Here is a 17,114-nt window from a genome sequence, read left to right on the forward strand (position 1 = left end):
ACGAGCGATATGAAAGAACAACCCGGCGTGGTGCTCATCACCGGCGCGGGCTCGGGCATGGGCCTGGCCACCGGGAAACTGCTGTCCGAGTGCGGATTCCGCGTCATGGGTGCGGACGTCGAGGTGCCCGAGCAGCCGCCGTTCCCGATCGCGGCCGTCGACGTGCGCGACGAGGAGTCGGTGCGGCTGTGGGTGGACGACGCCGTGGAACGGCACCGCGCCGTGCGCGCGGTGATCGCCTGCGCCGGCTACGGACTCGCCGGGGCGGTGGAGGAGACCACACCGGCCGAGGCCGCCGCCCTGCTGGACGTGAACGCCATCGGCACCGCGCGGGTGGCGCGGGCGGTACTGCCCGTCCTGCGGCGGCAGGGCAGCGGCCGGATCGTGGTGGTGAGCTCCGGCGCGGCGGGCGTCGCGCAGCCGTTCGGCGGGTGGTACTCGGCCAGCAAGGCGGCGGTGGAGAAACTCGGCGAGGCACTGCGGATGGAGGCCGCGCCGTTCGGGGTCGAAGTGGTGACGCTGATTCCCGGATGGACCCGCACCGGCATCCTCGCGGCGGCGCGGCGCGGTGGTGACGAGCTGAGCGTGTACCGCGCCGTCAGCGCCGAAGTGGCCCGCCGCAACGCCGAGCACCTGGCGCACGGCCAGGAACCGGAGGTGGTCGCCGCGGCCGTGCTGCGCGCTCTCACCCGGCGGCGGCCGCGCCCCGTGTACCGGGTGGGCGCGGACGTGCGGTCGTCGTTCTGGGCGCGTCGACTGCTGCCCGCGGGCGTGTACGCGCGGCTGGTACGTGACCACTACGGGCTGACCGGGACCGCCGCCGATCATTCGGCGGTGGCCGCGCTGCCGCCGTTCGTGCATCCGGTCACCCGGGAACCGCTGCGCGAGGACGACGCCGGCGCGCTCGTCACCGCGTCGGGTGCGGTCGGCCTGCGTCCGGTCGACGCCCGCCTGCGGCTCTACGCCGACGCCACCGCCGACACCTACACCGGCCGCGAAATCGCCAGCGAGAAAGTGCGATTCGCCTATCGCATCTATTCCAAGGCATACCCGATCGTGGCCACACTCGTGTTCTGGATCGTCTGGAGCGGCAAGCTCGGCGTGCTCGGGCGATTCTACGGCGGGCAGCTGGCGGCGGCCGCCGAACGGGGCGCGGCCTTCGTGGATATCGGCGTCGGCGACGGCAGCCTCACCGCTTTCGCCATCCGCTCGGCCAAGGTGCGCACGCTGCCGCCGCTGCTGTTCGTGGACCTGTCACCGGATATGTTGCGCAAGAACGCCAAACGCTTCCGGCGGGTGCCCGGTGCGGTCTCGCTGATCCAGGATGTGAACACGCTCGGGCTGGAGCCGGGCTCGGTGCGCGCCCTGGGCTGCTACGGCGCGCTGCACGTCTTCCCGGAACCGCAGCTCGCGCTGAAGCACATGGCCACGCTGCTGGCCGACGACGGGGAGCTGTCGCTGTCGGTGTTGACCAGCCCGGGGGTGCCGTGGAAGGACCGACTCATCGAGCGGTTCGTCGGAACCAACACCATCACCAGCAATTTCACCGCGGACCAGGTACTGGAACTGGTCGCCGGCGCCGGACTGGAACCCGTGCAGACCATCCACAACGGGCATCAGCTGCTGCTGCGGGTGCGCCCCGCGACCGAAGCGGCCCCGGCATGACGGGTCTGCTGGAGCTGACCGCGGTGTCGAAGTCGTATCTGCGCGGCGATGAGCGGGTGCACGCGCTGCGCGAACTGGACCTCACCGTGGCGGCGGGGGAGTTCGTCATCGTCACCGGCCCCTCCGGGGCGGGCAAGTCCACGCTGCTGCATGTGGCGGGCGGGCTCGACGCCCCCGACGGCGGCACGGTCACCGTGCGCGGGGAGGACATCTGGGCATTGAGCGCCACCGCGCGCTCGGCCTTCCGCCGCCGCAGCCTCGGCTTCGTCTTCCAGTTCTTCAATCTGGTGCCCATGCTCGACGCGGTCGAGAACGTCTCGCTGCCACTGATTCTCGACGGCGTCCCGGCGCGCACCGCCGATACCCGCGCCCGGGAGCTGCTGGAGCGAGTGGGCCTGGGCGATCGCGCCCGGCACCGCCCCGGTGAGCTGTCCGGCGGCCAGATGCAGCGGGTATCGGTGGCGCGGGCCATGGTGGCGCGGCCCGCGCTGCTGCTGGCCGACGAACCCACCGGCAATCTCGACTCCGCGTCCTCCGACGCGGTGCTGTCGCTGCTGCGCGAACTCGCCGAGGAGAACGACACCGCCGTCATCGTGGTCACCCACGATCCAGCGGCCTCGGCCTACGGCACCCGCCATCTCGGCCTGGTGGACGGGCGGGCCGATGAGCGGGCGTTGGAGCCGGACCGGTGAGGCGGATCGGGGCGGGCTGGACCCGCTTCCGCCGGGTCCACCTCACCGCGCTGCTCTTCGACTGGCGCAGAACGATTTCCAGTGTGGTGGGAGTGGCGCTCGGCGTCACGCTGGTGCTCGGCATGGTCCAGTTGCAGCGCGAGGTGACCCGGCCGTTCGACGCCTTCGGGCCGTCCCTCACCGCCTACGCCGGGGATCGCGTCATCCAGGTGACGCCCACCGTGGCCGGACGACTGCCGGTGGCGGTGGTGGAGCGACTGCGCACCGAGATTCCCGAGGCGGAGGCGGTGGTGCCGTTCGTCGCGGGCATGGCTCCGCTCGAGGTGGGCGGTACGCGGCACGGGTTCTTCGTCATGGGTGCGCCGTGCAGTATCGAACTGCTGGTGGGGCCGTTCGACTGCGAGGAGCGCGCGCGCACCGAACGCCCCGCCGACGGGCCCGGGGTGCCGTTCGAGATACCCGCCGTGGTCGCCGAGCGACTCGGACTGCGCCTCGGCGACGAGGTGCGCATTCCCGGGCAGCCCGCCGGGAGCGCGCATCTGGGCTGGACCTTTCCCGAATACGATCGGGTGGCGGGGATCAACGGCGGCCATGTGCTCTTCGCCCCCGACACCGACAGCGCCGCGGATTTGTTGGGCGGCACCGGATTCGTGACGGCGGCGTTCGTGCTGCCCGCACCCGGCGCGGATATCGCCGCCGAGGTGGAGCGGGTGGTGGCGGACGTGGCCGACGCCGGACCGCCGCGCCCGCAGCTTCCGGTGGTCTACGCGGGCGCGAAGCAGAGCCTGCAGCTCACGGCGCTGAGCGGGATCCTGGTGGGAATTCTCATCGCGGTCAATACCATTCTGCTCGGTATCGAGGAGCGGCGCTCCGTCATGGGCACGATCGGCGCGATCGGCGCGACACCGCGCGCGCTGCTGGCCGGATTCCTCGGCGAGGGCGCGGTGATCGGGGCGGTCGGCGGCCTGGTGGCCGTGCCCACCGGATTCCTGCTGGGCGACTTCCTCATCGACCGTTTCGGCCGCACCATGCTCGACGGTTCCGGGGCCGAGATCGCGGCCGCATGGGACCCCGGGCTGATCGGCCTCGGCGTCGGCGCGGGCGTGCTCTGCGGGGTGGTCGCCATGGCGGGCCCGGCCTGGCGGCTGGTTCGCGACCGGCCGCTGGCGGCCATGTCGAGCTTCGGCGTGGTGCGCGGCGGCCGCCGGATTCGGCCCTGGGTGCTGATCCTCGGCCTGGTCACCATCGCGGGTGCGGTGGCCCTGCTGGAACGCTTCCAGCGCGGCCTGGTGGACCTGAACCTCGGCAGCAGCGGACTGTTCCTCGGACTGGCCGGGCTCGCGGCCGTAACCCTGTGGGCCACACCGCGCATCGCCATCGCGCTGACCGACCTGCTGGCCCGTCGCCGTCCGCGCACCGGACGGCTCGTGGCCGCCGACATCCGCCGCTACGCCACCCTGTTCGCCACCACGGTGGCGGTCATGACCGTGGGCACCAGCCTGGCGGTCGGCTCCGCCAGCGTGCAGCGGCTGGCGGCCGATCAGGTGGCCGAGCAGAAGGCACAGCGGCTCTCCGACGCCCTCGTCATCGCACCGCAGGCCATTCTGGATCAGCGTCGCGGACGCATAGCGCCCGCGACGTTCGAACTGATCGAACGGGCCGCGGGCGGGCGGGAGATCGCCTCGCGGTGGACGGCCATGATCCCGTCCGCGACCGAACCGCGCATCGTGGTCGGGGTGGACCCGGGCGGCTGGTACGCGGAGGCGTCGGTCGACGGCGGCACCGACGCGCAGGCGCTGTGGCGCGGTATGCGCGCGGGGGAGATCGGACTGAGCGAGGTGGCGGCCGGACGCCTCGGCGTCGGTGTCGGAGACGCCGTGGCGCTGCCGACACCGCAGGGGCGCAAGGAATTCCGGGTGGCCGGGCTGTTCCGGCCGCGCGTGATCAACGATTCCACCCTCGGCGATATCGTCCTGGTCTCGGCGGCCTCGGCCGAACGGAACTGGGGGGCGGTGCGGGACCAGGTGATCGTGCGCTACGACTCCGCCGCCGACGCGGCCGCCCACCGCGAGGACTACCTCGCCCTGGGCGCGGGGCTGTCGGTGTACGACGACGACACCTGGCGGGCGACCGGCGAACGCGCCATCACCCGATTCTTCGATCCGTTCACCATCAGTGGCTACGTCATGATGATCACGGCGGGCATCAGCGTGCTCAATGTGTTCGTCCTCGCCCTGGTGCAGCGGCGGCGCGAGCGCGCGGTACTGCGGGCCATCGGCAGCACCGTGGGCACCGAACGCGCCGTCGTGCTGGCACAGGCGGCACTGCTGGCCGGGCTCACCATCGCCTTCGCCGCCGCCGGGGGATTGGGGCTCATCCAGCTCCAGGCCACCGCGTCTCCGGTGTTCTACGGCTTCCAACTCACCTGGGGCGTGGTCGCCGGTCCGCTGCTGGTGACCGCGGGGGCCGTCCTCGCCCTGGTGGCGGCGGCCAGCCTCTATCCGGTCTACCGGGCCGGGCGGTTGGAGACCGTGGAGGTGCTGCGCTCGGAGTGACAGCGGCGGAAGGCCGCCGCCCCCACCGCGGTCGAATCGGTGATGTGCTCGATGAACAGCCGGGCGGTGGGGGTGGGCGTGCGGGTGGTGACCGCATGCCACGGGCGGTCGAGGGGAGTGCCCTCGACCGCCAGCAGTTGCAGTGATCCCTCGGTCAGGTCGCTGTCGATGGCATCGCTGTGGATCAGGGTGATGCCCAACCCTTCCCGGGCCGCCGCCAGCACCGCGCCGTGGGTGCCCAGGGTGAGGGTGGGCGGCGCGATCTCCAGGCGGTCCAGCAAGGCGAGGGTGGTGTCGCGGGTACCGGATCCCTTGCCGCGCAACAGCCACGTCGCGGTGGCCGGGTCGGTGAACCGCCCCGGCGCTCCCACCACCACCAGGCGGCTCGGGCGCAGCGCCCGGGTGATCAGCCCGCCGTCGCCGGGCGGTCTGCCCGCGATGACGAGATCAGTTTCGTGATGGGTCAATTCGAGGAACAGCACATCGCGCGGGTGGATCGACAAGCCCACCTCGACATCCGGATAACGGGTGCGGAACGAAGCCAGCAGCCGCAGCAGCACGTACTCGCCCGCGGTGGCGACCACCCCGATGCGCAGCCGCCCGGTCTCGGCGCGTTGCACCGCCGCGTGCGCCTCGTTCATCAGACCCAGAATGCTGCGGCAGTAGTCGGCGTAGATGCGCCCCGCTTCGGTGAGGGCGATCCCGCGCCCCGATTTGGCGATGAGTTTGGCCCCCAACTGCTTTTCGATGTGCGCCACGGCGGCCGACGCGGCCGCCTCGGTGATGTGCAGCTGCGCGGCGGCGCGGCGAATACTGCTGTGCCGGGCCACGGCCAGAAAGGTTTCCATCCGAACCGCGCTGACCGTACCCATCCACAGAAGGTAGCAAACTCCACGAAATAGTTGAGCGAGACGAGAAACAATCGAATTGTTTGTCGATAACGCCGCCGTCATCCTGGAATTCGCAACTCGACCACCGGCGCGAGCAGGAGGAACAATGGCTGACACACCAGAACGTGACCGGTGGGATCCGGGCGTGCAGTCCTATGCGTCGATGGGATACTACGCGCCCGACTATCAGCCCAAGGATACCGATGTGCTGGCCGTCTTCCGGGTGACCCCGCAGCAGGGCGTCGATCCCGTCGAGGCGTCGGCCGCCGTCGCGGGCGAATCCTCCACCGCCACCTGGACGGTGGTGTGGACCGACCGGCTCACCGCGCACGACCGCTACCGGGGCAAGTGCTACCGGGTGGACGAGGTGCCCGGCCGCCCCGGCGAGTACTTCGCGTACGTGGCCTACGATCTCGACCTCTTCGAGGAAGGGTCGATCACGAATCTCACCTCCTCGGTGATCGGCAATGTCTTCGGTTTCAAACCGCTCCAGGCATTGCGGCTGGAAGATATGCGTATTCCGGTGGCCTATGTCAAGACCTTTCAGGGTCCGGCACACGGAATCGTTATGGAACGGGAGTATCTCAACAAATACGGACGGCCGCTGCTGGGCGCCACGGTGAAACCGAAACTCGGACTCTCCGCCCGCAACTACGGACGTGTGGTATACGAGGCGTGCAAGGGTGGCCTCGATTTCACCAAGGACGACGAGAACATCAACTCGCAACCGTTCATGCGGTGGCGGGATCGCTATCTGTTCGCCATGGAGGGCGTCAACCGCGCCATCGCCGAAACCGGGGAACTCAAGGGGCACTACCTCAATGTGACCGCCGCGGACATGGAGGACATGTACCAGCGGGCCGAGTTCGCCAAATCCCTCGGCAGCGTGATCATCATGATGGACCTGACCGTGGGGTACACGGCCATGCAGTCCATGGCCAAGTGGGCGCGCCGCAATGGCATGCTGCTGCACCTGCATCGGGCGGGCCACTCCACCTTCACCCGGCAGAAGACCCACGGCGTGAGCTTCCGGGTGCTGGCCAAGTGGTGCCGCCTCATCGGCGTCGACCATGTGCACGCGGGCACCGTCGTCGGCAAGCTCGAGGGTGACCCGCACACCGTGCGCGGCTTCTACGACACCCTGCGCGACAACTACATTCCGGCCAATCCCACCAATGGCATCTTCTTCGACCAGGACTGGGCCAGCCTGCCGGGCGTCATGCCGGTGGCCTCCGGCGGGATCCACGCGGGGCAGATGCACCAGTTGCTGGACCTGTTCGGCGACGACGTGATTCTCCAGTTCGGCGGCGGCACCATCGGACACCCGCTGGGCATCGCCGCGGGCGCGGAGGCCAACCGGGTCGCCCTGGAGGCGGTCGTGAAGGCGCGCAACGAAGGTCGCGACCTGCTGAAGGAGGGCCCGGATGTGCTGCGCCAGGCGGCCGAGCACTGCCGCCCGCTCGAGGTGGCACTGGCCACCTGGGGCGATGTCACCTTCGACTACACCTCCACCGACGCCCCCGATGCCGTGCCCACGGCCAGCCGCTGACCGCTCGACGACAAGGAGCCGCAATGTATCTGCGTCAGGGCACCTTCTCCCATCTGCCCGAACTCAGCGATGCCGATATCGCCGCCCAGGTGCGCTACGCCCTGCTCGAGAACTGGCCGGTATCCATCGAGTACACCGACGACCCGCATCCGCGCAACAGCTACTGGGAGATGTGGGGGCTGCCGCTGTTCGATCTCGACGAGCCCGACGGGGTGCTCGCGGAGATCAACGCCTGCCGGGCCACCTTTCCGCGCCACTACATCCGCGTGAACGCCTACGACGCGAGTTACGGGCGGCAGACCACCGCCCTGAGCTTCCTGGTGCAGCGTCCACCCGTCGAGCCGGGCTTCCGACTCGACCGCACCGAGGATCGGGATAGGTTGCAGCGCTACGGTTTCCATGCCTACGCCACCGAGGCCCCACCCGGCGACCGGTATCGGGACTGACCGTACTACTCTGCGGGAGGCCGATTGTGAGTAAAGATCGCCACACGGCGCCGCCCGTTCGGAAGCCTGCATCCGAGCGTCCGGCGACCGGGTTTCAGATGCACCGTCCCGGGGTCACGAGCCCCGGCCCGATGCGCGGGTCGGCCGCGCCGGATCCTCGATCCGAGGATCCGGCGGCCGACCACCTGCTCGCCGACGACGCCCTGCTCGACCTGTCCACCGATGTCGCGGGCAAGGACGTCGCCGACACCCTGGCCCGGCTCGACGCCGAGCTCATCGGTCTCGCCAATGTCAAACTCCGGGTGCGCGAGATCGCGTCCCTGCTGCTGATCGACCGCGCCCGGGAACGATTCGGCCTGTGGGCGACCCGGCCCACCATGCATATGAGCTTCACCGGCGGACCGGGCACCGGCAAGACCACGGTCGCGCTGCGCATGGCCGAGATGCTGCACGCGCTGGGCTATATCCGCAAACCCAAGGTGCACACCGTCACCCGCGACGACCTGGTCGGCCAGTTCATCGGGCACACCGCACCCAAGACCAAGGAAGCGCTCGCCAAGGCCGCCGGGGGCGTGCTGTTCATCGACGAGGCGTACTACCTGTTCCGGCCGGAGAACGAGCGCGACTACGGCCAGGAGGTCATCGAGATCCTGTTGCAGGAGATGGAGAACGAGCGCAACACCCTCGTCGTCATCTTCGCCGGCTACCCGGACCGGATGGAGACCTTCTTCTCCGCGAACCCGGGCCTGTCCTCCCGGGTGGCCCACCACATCGAGTTCCCCGACTACACCCACGCGGAACTGCTGAGCATCGCCCAGCTCATGGTGCGGCAGGAGAACTTCCGCTTCAACGAACCCGCCGTGCACGCGTTCTCGCGCTACCTCGAATTGCGCATGACACGACCGCGTTTCGCCAACGCCCGCAGCGTCCGCAACGCCCTGGACCGCTGCCGCCTGCGCCAGGCCAAGCGGCTGGTCGAACTGCACCGTCCCGTCGGCCGGGACGACCTGATCACCCTCACCGACGGTGATGTCTACGGCAGCAGTGTGTTCGCGGACGCCCCGCAGGAAGGGCCGTCCCCATGATGAAATGAGAGGGCCCGTGCCCGAAGGACTGAAAACCCTCACCCGCTACACCATCGAGCAGGAGCACCGGCATCCCGGATCCTCCGGGGAGTTCTCGGCCCTGGTGAATGTGCTGGCCACGGCAACCAAGATCATCGCCAACCGGGTCACGCGGGGCGCGATCGTGGGCTCGCTCGGGGCCGCCGACGCCGACAACCTGCCGATCACCGTGCACCGCAAGCTGGACGCCATCGCCCACGACGTGATGGTGGCCGAGACGCAGTGGACCGGGCCGCTGGCCGCGCTGGTCTCCGAACAGCTCAGCGGCGTGCACACGGTGCCGAGCGAGGTGCGGCGCGGGAAGTATCTGCTGGCCTTCGACCCACTCGACGGGTCCAGCAATATCGACGTGAATCTGCCCGTCGGAACAATTTTCAGTGTGCTGCGCGCCCCCGAGGACGGGCACGAGCCGACGGCGGCGGACTTCCTGCAACCCGGAGCGCAGCAGGTGTGCGCCGGATTCACCCTCTACGGGCCCGCCACCATGCTGGTGCTCACCACCGGCGACGGCGTGGACGGGTTCACCCTGGACCGCGAGATCGGTGCGTTCGTGCTCACCCATCCGCGCATGCGCATCCCCGACGACACCTCCGGATTCGCCATCAACGCCTCCAACGAGCGGTTCTGGGAACGGCCGGTGCGCCGGTACGTGCACGAATGCCTGGAGGGCATGGACGGGCCGCGCGGGCGGGATTTCAATATGCGGTGGGTGGCCTCGCTGGTCGCCGACATCTTCCACATCCTCACGCGCGGCGGGGTGTACCTGTACCCGCGCGACACCCGCAAGCGGCCGCCGCGCGTGTCCCTGCTGTACGGGGCCAATCCGATCGCCCTCATCGTCGAACAGGCCGGCGGGCGGGCGACCACGGGCGATGAACGGGTGCTCGAGGTGCGGCCGGACGAGCTGCACCAGCGCATCCCGTTCATCTTCGGCTCCCGCAACGAGGTCGAGCGCATCGAGCGCTACCACCGCGAACCCGAGGCGGGGCCGTCGTTCGACGCCTCGCTGTTCGGCACGCGCTCGCTGTTCCGGTCGGCGGGCCGCTGACCGGGCCGACCCCGTCGGGGTCGATTCCGTTGTCCGGCAATCGAGGAGGTGCCATGTCGGTCAAACATCCCGTGGTCGCGATCACCGGGTCGTCCGGTGCGGGGACGACCAGTGTCACGCGGACGTTCCAGGAGATATTCCGCCGGGAAGGGATCAGTGCGGTGATCGTCGAGGGGGATTCGTTCCACCGCTACGACCGCAACGAGATGCGCATGGCCATGGCCGAGGCCGAACAGCAGCGGAATCTGTCCTTCTCGCACTTCGGTCCGGAGGCGAACCTGCTCGCCGAACTGGAGGCGCTGTTCCGCGACTACGGGGACACCGGCGTCGGCATGGTGCGCCGCTATCTGCACGACGAGAACGAGGCCAAACCCTACGGGCAGCCGCCGGGCACCTTCACCCCGTGGGAGGAACTGCCGCCCGGCAGCGATCTGCTGTTCTACGAGGGCCTGCACGGGGCGGCGGTCACCGACACCCTCGACGTGGCCCGGCATACGGACCTGCTGGTGGGCGTGGTGCCCATCGTGAATCTGGAGTGGATTCAGAAGGTGCACCGCGACAAGACCGAACGCGGCTACTCCAGCGAGGCCATCATCGACACCATCCTGCGGCGTATGCCCGACTACGTGAAGTACATCTGTCCGCAGTTCTCCCGGACCTATGTGAACTTCCAGCGGGTGCCGACCGTGGACACCTCGAATCCGTTCACCGCGCGCACCATTCCCACCGCCGACGAGAGCTTCGTGGTGATCCGCTTCGCCGATCCGAAGGTGATCGACTTCCCGTATCTGCTGTCCATGCTGCACGATTCGTTCATGTCGCGGCCCAACTGCATCGTGGTGCCGGGCGGCAAGATGGACCTGGCCATGCAGCTCATCTTCACCCCGCTCATCCTGCGCCTGATGGACAAGCGGCCCAAGCGATCCCGGTAGCGCCCGGCACCCGATGCGACGGTGCGTCAGGTCTCGCGCACGGCGACTCCCAGGTCCGCACAGGCGCGGGCGGCGCTCTCCAGCGCGCCCTCGATCCAGGCGCGACCTCGGGTCGAGGTGCCGTCCCCGGCGAAGACGACGCGGCCGTCCATTTCCGGTGTGCGGGTGTCGGGACCGATCTCCACGGCCTGACCGGGCAGGTAGACCGCGGCCTCACCGCCCGCCCAGCGGTCCTGCGCCCACGAGTGCGAGGCGAAACCGCCGGTCCAGGCCGCGCGGACGTGATCGCCGTAGCGCTCGACGAGATGGTCCAGGCATTCGGCGGCACGATGCTCCGGGGTCAACGCGTCCCAGGCGCGGGCGTCGTCGGACCAGGTGTAGGAGGCGATGACGACACCGCCGTCGCCGACCGGATGCGACGGGTACACCGTCACCCGAGGCGCGGTGTCGGTGACGTCCACTCCGCCGTGTCCCTCCCACCAGCGAGTGGAGAATTCCAGGAAGGTCTTGGTGGCGGCGTCGTGATGCAGTTCGGCGATGGCGCGCTGCTTGCCGTAAGACAGGTGCGGACGGAAGGTCAGATGCCGCAGCAGCGAGAACGGCGCGGTGACCACCACGCGGTCGGCCTCGAGGACGGCGGCGTCCGGGCCGTGGGTCACCCGCACGCGGGCGTCGTGGCCGTCGATGGCGGTGACCTCCGCACCGGTGCGCAGGTCGACCCCGGCCGCCACCGCCGCGAAGCCCAGTTCGGAGGTCAAACGGTCGGTGCCGTCGATGATTTCGACGAGTTCGGTACCCGGCTTCAGGTATGTCGCGGTCATCATGTTGTGGGTGAGGCTGAGACCCATGCGTGCGGTGAGCCCTTCGGTCGAGCCCACGTAGTCGATCTGGCCTTCGGTCAGGCCGTGCGTGGTGAGCCAATCCCGCAGGGACAGCTCGTCGTAGCGGGCCAGGAAACCGGTCCAGTCCTCGACATCGGAGTCGGCGTCGATACGTGCCGCCCCGAAGGCGTCGTCGAGCAGGGCGCGGCCGGGGATCGCGTCCAGACCGAAGACCGCGGCGATGGTGCCGGGATCGCGCTCGTATTCCGCCCGGGTGGACAGCCGCCCGCCCGCCTGCACCGTGCGCTCCGGGTGACCGAGCAGGAACGGGCGGGTGGGCAGTCCCAAGCGGCGCAGCATGCCGATGGTCAGGCCATGCGTCGTGGGAATGCGCATGGCGCCCGCCTCGGCATGACCGCCGGTGCGGGCGAACTCGTCGCGCAGCGTGCGGATGCGCCCGCCGATGCGGTCCGAACCCTCCAACACCACCACCCGGTGACCGGCCCGCGCCAGCACCCAGGCGGAGGCCAGTCCGGCGACGCCCGCACCCACGACCGCGATATCGAGAGGCTGCGCGGCCGGTTCCGGGCCGCCGCCGTAGAGCAGACGACCGTAGCGGGTACGCAGATTCGCGCCCGACTCGTCCACGCCCAGAATGTCCCGCGCGACCAGACGCGCCCGGTCCAGCCGGGCGTCGGTGATTCTGGTCGGGCCCAGCAGTACCGCATTGCGCTCCCGCCCCGCGACGGTGGCGCCGAGCACCCCGCCCAGTGCCAGACTCACTCCACCGACCGCGGCCGTACGCAACAGATCTCGCCGTCGAATGATCACACGCACACCTCCGAAATATCGGTCGGCGGCCGTTTCCCGTGGAAAACGGCCGCCGGAATGGACGTGAATTTGCTACAGCTCCCGGGGAAGGCTCTTGGCGTCGCTCTTCACCTGGAAAGCGGAGATGATCTCCATGATGCCGATGACGATGAGCCAGCAGCCCACCACCAAGGTCAGCGCGCCGATCGACGCGAACGGGACCGCGATGAGCCAGCCGCCGGCGATGGCGAGCAGGATGCCGAAGAAGATCGACCAGCCCCGGCCCGGCATACCCTCCGCCGCGATCGCCGTGACCAACACGGTGACGCCGCGGAAGATCCAGCCGATGCCGATCCAGATGGCCAGCAGCCAGATCGCGTTCAGCTCGTCGCGGAAGCAGAAGAATCCCAGAATGAACGACAGAATGGCGCTGATGAACGACAGAATGCGCATTCCGGTGCTGATGTGCCCGCCGAAGGCGGCGACGAGCTGGAAGATACCCGAGACGATCAGATAAATACCGAAGAGGACACCCGCGACCACCAGGGTTTTTCCGGGCCAGACGAGGATGATGATACCGAGCGCCACCGAGAGAACGCCGGTGACCAGAATCCACTGCCAGGCGCTGCGGGCCAGCATATTGAGCGGCCCCGCCGACACTTCCTCTTTGCTGGTTGTCATGGCGACAGAATAAGCACAGGTGAGGCCATTAGCGGGGAGGTTGCCTGGTGTTGTAAGAGGCTTGTGACCGGGAGTGCCGCGCCCGCTGCGGTAGAGTAACTGAAGTTAACCGGGATTCTCATTGTTCCCGGCAGCGACGAATAAGGAGCAGTCATGACCTCGGCCGTCATCGTCGACGCTGTCCGCACCCCGTCCGGCAAGGGCAAACCCGGTGGTGGTCTCTCGGAGATCGCACCGGCCACACTGCTGGCGGGCGTGCTGGAAAGCCTGGTCGAACGCACCGGAATCGATCCGGCGCTGATCGACGATGTGATCGGTGGTTGCGTTACGCAGTCGGGTGAGCAAGCGGGCAACATCTCCCGTATCGCGCTACTCGCGGCGGGATTCCCGGAATCGGTGCCCGCCACCACCGTGGACCGGCAGTGCGGGTCCAGTCAGCAGGCCGCGCATTTCGCCGCCCAGGGGGTCCTGGCCGGGGCCTACGACATCGCCGTCGCCTGCGGTGTGGAATCCATGTCGCGGGTGCGGATGTTCTCCAACACCCAGGGCGTCGACATCTACGCGCCCATTGCCCAGCGGTATCCGGAAGGGCTCGTGCAGCAGGGCATTTCGGCCGAGGTCATCGCCGCCCGCTGGAAACTGGACCGGGCGGCGCTGGACGAGTTCGCCGCCCGCTCGCATCGACTGGCCGCCGAGACCGCCGCCGCGGGCGGCTTCGACCGGGAACTCGTCCCGGCCGGAACGCTCACCGCCGACGAGACCATTCGTGCCACCACCACGCCCGAGGGGCTGGCCGGGCTGAAGCCCGCATTCGTCGACGATCGGTATCAGGCACGGTTCCCGGAGATCGAATGGTCCATCACGCCGGGCAATTCGTCGCCGCTCACCGATGGGGCGTCGGCGACGCTGATCATGAGCGAAGAGAAGGCGGACGCGCTCGGTCTCACCCCCCGGGCCCGCTTCCACTCCTTCGCCGTCGCCGGGGACGATCCGCTGCTCATGCTGACCGCGGTCGTGCCCGCCACCCGCAAGGCACTCGCCAAGGCGGGCCTGAGCATCGACGACATCGACGTCTACGAGGTCAACGAGGCGTTCGCGCCGGTGCCGCTGGTGTGGGCGCACGAACTGGGCGCGGATCCGGCCAAGCTGAATCCGCGCGGCGGCGCGATCGCGCTCGGCCACCCGCTGGGCGCTTCCGGCACCCGGATCCTGAGCACCATGCTCAACCATCTGGAGCAGACCGGTGGGCGCTACGGCCTCATGACCATGTGTGAGGCGGGCGGCCTGGCGAACGCCACCATCGTGGAACGGCTCTGAACAGCTCCCGCATCGGTGCCCGCCCGCATCGGAGTCCGCCGGGTGTCGGTCGACCACCGTAGGGTGAAAGCCGCTTCGAACGTCGGAGGAGGACAAGCGGTGCGGGTGTCATGGGACCAGGTGTTCGCGTGGCGGATGCGACGGCAGTTCGTCGATCCGCGCGGCGACGTCGGGGCCGTGGAGATCGCGCGGCGGCTGTGCGGAGTGCAGGCGCAGGTGACCTCCGCGGCCGAGACCGCGGTGGCGGTCCGACGGTCGGCGGGGGAGCCGGGCGCGGTGGTGCGGGCGCTGGAACAGGCCGCGCTGGTGAAGACATGGGCCATGCGGGGCACCCTGCACGCCCTGCCCCCGGACTCGGCGGCGGCCGTGCTCTCCCTCGTCGCCTCCGCGCGGACCTGGGAGAAACCGTCCTGGCAGAAGACTTTCGGAGCCACACCCGACGAGGTGGCCGCTTTGGCGCGGGCCGTAGCCGGAATACTCGACGGCGCGGTGCTGACCCGCGATGAGCTGGTGGCGGCGCTCGCCGCCAAGCGGCGATTCCAGCCCATGGCGACCGAGCTGCGTTCCGGCTGGGGTGCGCTGCTCAAACCGCTGGCCTGGCAGGGCGCGCTGTGCCACGGACCCGCCCGGGGCACAGCGGTCACCTTCACCAATCCGGCGAGCCTGATCCCCGATTGGCCCGGCATTCCCGAACCCGATTCCGCCGCACCGGAGGTCATCACGGCATACCTGGGCGCGTACGGCCCGAGCACGCCGGAGGCGTTCGACGCCTGGCTGACTCGGGGCAGTATCCGCAAAAGCGTTCTGCGGCAGTGGTTCTCCGACCTCGGCGACCGCCTCACCACGGTCGACGTGCAGGGTCGGCAAACCTACATCCGCACCGAGCACGCCGATGAACTGGCGGCGACCGCGCCCGCCGCATCCGTTCGGCTGCTCGGCGCGTTCGACCAGTACGTCCTCGGCCCCGGCACCAAGGACACCGCACTGCTACCCGGGAATCACCGGGCGAAGGTGAGCCGCACGGCGGGGTGGATCGCCCCGCTCGTACTCGTCGACGGCCGCATCGCCGGAACGTGGGAGACCGACGCGGAGGAACTGGTGGTCGCCATGTTCGACGACGCGGCGCTGCCCGACCTGAAAGCGGAGTTGGGGCATATCGCCCGCGCCACCGGTCAGCCGCTGACCGGTGTTCGTTCCGTGTGAAAGATCGGGGAATTCTCAGGGTTGGCACCGGATGCGCTGCGGCGGTGTGGATTTCTACCGTCGGTGTATGAGAATCGTGCCCACCGCCGCCGTAGCGCTGGCGCTGCTGCCCGTTGCCGCCTGCTCCGCGCTGGATTCCGCCGCGGAGCCCACCGTGGCGGGGACGCCGACGACGGTGTCACCCGCCCGGGTGGAGCAGGTGCGCACCGATATCGACGCGTTGGCGCGGTCGGGGGTCGCCGGGGTGATCGCGACGCTGACCGAGAACGGGCAGACGGTGACCCTCACCGCCGGTGTCGCCGATCGGGAGACCGGGGAGCCCATCCCGCTCGCGCCGCCGCAACAGGTGCGGGTCGGCAGTATCGCCAAAACCTTCGCGGCGGCGCTGATCCTGCAATTGGCGGCCGAAGGCCAGGTGCGCCTCGATGAACCGGTGGACACCTACCTGCCCGGGCTGCTGGTGGGGGACGGCGTGGACGGCACGGTCATCACGGTCCGGCAGCTGCTCCAACACCGCAGTGGGCTACCGGAATTCAGCTCCGAACCGGAGATCGACGAATACCGGGCGGGGCTGGAGGGTCGCACGTTCACTCCCGCCGAGGAGGTCGCCATCGCATTGCGGAATCCGGCGCAGTTCGCACCCGGCGAGCGATACGAGTACACCAATACGAACTACCTGGTTGCCGGAATGCTCGTCGAAAAGCTCACGGGCAAGCCCTACACCGAGGAGCTGGCCCGGCGCATCACCGTCCCCGCGCAGCTCCCCGACACCTATCTGCCCGCCACCGGCGAACTGGATATCCGCGGACCGCATCCGCGCGGGTACGCTCCGGTCGACGGCGTGCGCACCGATGTCACCCGGATCGAGCCGTCCGTGCCCTGGGCGGCCGGTGCCCTCGTCTCCACCGGTGACGATCTCAATCGCTTCTATGCTGCCCTGCTGGCCGGAAAGATCGTCGCCGACGCCCAACTCCGCGAGATGCTCGACGCCCTTCCCCGCGCCGCCGACGACCCCTTCCACTACGGACTCGGCATCGGTGTAGCCGAACTTCCCTGCGGCGCACAGTATTTCGGCCACACCGGAGGCATCTACGGCTTCATGACGGTCTCCGGGGCGACTCCGGACGGCCGCGCCGTCACCATCACCATGACGGAGGTAACCGAAGAGCGCCAGGACACCATGGGCCTGCTATCGCACGCCCTGTGCCCCTGACGCGGACGACCGTCGAAAGGCGTCTCGCGAAACACCGCCACCGCCGGAATCGGCAAACAGCGGCCCGCCTGGGTACGCGAACTGCTCGCCGTGATCGCTCACCACGAGAACGACGACAGCCGCAAGGCACCCTGACCGGTATCAGCGGCGCGAACACCGGACCGATTC

General features: G+C 69.3%; 14 protein-coding genes. 11 read left to right on the forward strand and 3 right to left on the reverse strand.

What is annotated here, in order from left to right:
* Nucleotides 1-9 precede the first annotated feature (9 nt).
* The 3 genes from QMO76_RS14070 to QMO76_RS14080 are packed head-to-tail and all read left to right on the forward strand — an operon-like array spanning nt 10 to nt 4,912.
* The gene (locus QMO76_RS14070) at nt 10-1,665 is read left to right on the forward strand and encodes a class I SAM-dependent methyltransferase (RefSeq protein ID WP_306361721.1); all 1,656 of its coding nucleotides are present in this window, start codon (nt 10-12) and stop codon (nt 1,663-1,665) included.
* Nucleotides 1,662-2,357, forward strand: coding sequence for an ABC transporter ATP-binding protein (locus QMO76_RS14075; protein WP_306361722.1), 696 nt, complete (start codon nt 1,662-1,664; stop codon nt 2,355-2,357). Before QMO76_RS14070 ends, QMO76_RS14075 begins: the two co-directional genes overlap by 4 nt.
* Entirely contained in the window at nt 2,354-4,912 is a 2,559-nt protein-coding gene (locus tag QMO76_RS14080) for an FtsX-like permease family protein (RefSeq protein ID WP_306361723.1), read from the forward strand. The genes QMO76_RS14075 and QMO76_RS14080 overlap by 4 nt, the downstream gene beginning before the upstream one ends.
* On the opposite strand, the gene QMO76_RS14085 is transcribed toward QMO76_RS14080, so the two are convergent.
* Entirely contained in the window at nt 4,864-5,784 is a 921-nt protein-coding gene (locus QMO76_RS14085) for a LysR family transcriptional regulator (RefSeq protein WP_306361725.1), read from the reverse strand. The two genes, QMO76_RS14080 and QMO76_RS14085, sit on opposite strands and share 49 nt — an antisense overlap.
* A gap of 124 nt (nt 5,785-5,908) precedes the next feature.
* Between QMO76_RS14085 and QMO76_RS14090 the strand changes: the two genes are divergently transcribed.
* From QMO76_RS14090 to QMO76_RS14110, 5 genes are all read left to right on the forward strand, one after another.
* On the forward strand, nt 5,909-7,351 hold the full coding sequence (locus QMO76_RS14090; protein WP_306361726.1) for a form I ribulose bisphosphate carboxylase large subunit: 1,443 nt from the start codon (nt 5,909-5,911) through the stop codon (nt 7,349-7,351).
* Nucleotides 7,352-7,374: 23 nt separating this feature from the next.
* Nucleotides 7,375-7,797, forward strand: coding sequence for a ribulose bisphosphate carboxylase small subunit (locus QMO76_RS14095; RefSeq protein WP_306361727.1), 423 nt, complete (start codon nt 7,375-7,377; stop codon nt 7,795-7,797).
* A 131-nt stretch (nt 7,798-7,928) separates the two neighbouring features.
* A complete protein-coding gene (locus QMO76_RS14100; RefSeq protein WP_306361728.1) occupies nt 7,929-8,882 on the forward strand; it encodes an AAA family ATPase in 954 nt (317 codons plus the stop codon).
* Between the two features lie 16 nt (nt 8,883-8,898).
* Nucleotides 8,899-9,969 (forward strand): class 1 fructose-bisphosphatase, encoded by a 1,071-nt coding sequence (locus QMO76_RS14105; RefSeq protein ID WP_306361729.1) that lies wholly within the window; start codon nt 8,899-8,901, stop codon nt 9,967-9,969.
* Between the two features lie 53 nt (nt 9,970-10,022).
* Nucleotides 10,023-10,901, forward strand: coding sequence for a phosphoribulokinase (locus QMO76_RS14110; RefSeq protein WP_306361730.1), 879 nt, complete (start codon nt 10,023-10,025; stop codon nt 10,899-10,901).
* Nucleotides 10,902-10,927: 26 nt separating this feature from the next.
* Here QMO76_RS14110 and QMO76_RS14115 read toward each other — a convergent pair whose 3' ends face one another.
* Nucleotides 10,928-12,553: an FAD-dependent oxidoreductase gene (locus tag QMO76_RS14115; protein WP_306361731.1), complete on the reverse strand. Its 1,626-nt coding sequence runs from the start codon at nt 12,551-12,553 to the stop codon at nt 10,928-10,930.
* A gap of 72 nt (nt 12,554-12,625) precedes the next feature.
* Nucleotides 12,626-13,213: an HdeD family acid-resistance protein gene (locus QMO76_RS14120; RefSeq protein ID WP_306361732.1), complete on the reverse strand. Its 588-nt coding sequence runs from the start codon at nt 13,211-13,213 to the stop codon at nt 12,626-12,628.
* 153 nt (nt 13,214-13,366) lie between these two features.
* On the opposite strand from QMO76_RS14120, the gene QMO76_RS14125 reads away from it, so the two are divergent.
* The 3 genes from QMO76_RS14125 to QMO76_RS14135 all read left to right on the forward strand — a co-directional run bounded on the left by QMO76_RS14125 (nt 13,367) and on the right by QMO76_RS14135 (nt 16,946).
* The gene (locus QMO76_RS14125; RefSeq protein ID WP_306361733.1) at nt 13,367-14,530 is read left to right on the forward strand and encodes a thiolase family protein; all 1,164 of its coding nucleotides are present in this window, start codon (nt 13,367-13,369) and stop codon (nt 14,528-14,530) included.
* A gap of 99 nt (nt 14,531-14,629) precedes the next feature.
* Nucleotides 14,630-15,733 carry a winged helix DNA-binding domain-containing protein gene (locus QMO76_RS14130; protein ID WP_306361734.1) on the forward strand — a complete coding sequence of 368 codons (1,104 nt, stop codon included), beginning with the start codon at nt 14,630-14,632 and terminating at the stop codon, nt 15,731-15,733.
* Between the two features lie 67 nt (nt 15,734-15,800).
* Nucleotides 15,801-16,946 carry a serine hydrolase gene (locus tag QMO76_RS14135; protein WP_306361735.1) on the forward strand — a complete coding sequence of 382 codons (1,146 nt, stop codon included), beginning with the start codon at nt 15,801-15,803 and terminating at the stop codon, nt 16,944-16,946.
* Nucleotides 16,947-17,114: the final 168 nt, after the last annotated feature.

The sequence above is a fragment of the Nocardia sp. CC227C genome (genome assembly GCF_030767025.1).
GTDB lineage: Bacteria > Actinomycetota > Actinomycetes > Mycobacteriales > Mycobacteriaceae > Nocardia.

Coding starts and splice junctions, on each gene's coding strand:
- QMO76_RS14070 (WP_306361721.1), top strand. CDS start 10: ATGAAAGAACAACCCGGCGTGGTGCTCATCACCGGCGCGGGCTCGGGC.
- QMO76_RS14075 (WP_306361722.1), top strand. CDS start 1,662: ATGACGGGTCTGCTGGAGCTGACCGCGGTGTCGAAGTCGTATCTGCGC.
- QMO76_RS14085 (WP_306361725.1), bottom strand. CDS start 5,784: ATGGGTACGGTCAGCGCGGTTCGGATGGAAACCTTTCTGGCCGTGGCC.
- QMO76_RS14090 (WP_306361726.1), top strand. CDS start 5,909: ATGGCTGACACACCAGAACGTGACCGGTGGGATCCGGGCGTGCAGTCC.
- QMO76_RS14095 (WP_306361727.1), top strand. CDS start 7,375: ATGTATCTGCGTCAGGGCACCTTCTCCCATCTGCCCGAACTCAGCGAT.
- QMO76_RS14100 (WP_306361728.1), top strand. CDS start 7,929: ATGCGCGGGTCGGCCGCGCCGGATCCTCGATCCGAGGATCCGGCGGCC.
- QMO76_RS14110 (WP_306361730.1), top strand. CDS start 10,023: ATGTCGGTCAAACATCCCGTGGTCGCGATCACCGGGTCGTCCGGTGCG.
- QMO76_RS14120 (WP_306361732.1), bottom strand. CDS start 13,213: ATGACAACCAGCAAAGAGGAAGTGTCGGCGGGGCCGCTCAATATGCTG.
- QMO76_RS14125 (WP_306361733.1), top strand. CDS start 13,367: ATGACCTCGGCCGTCATCGTCGACGCTGTCCGCACCCCGTCCGGCAAG.
- QMO76_RS14135 (WP_306361735.1), top strand. CDS start 15,801: ATGAGAATCGTGCCCACCGCCGCCGTAGCGCTGGCGCTGCTGCCCGTT.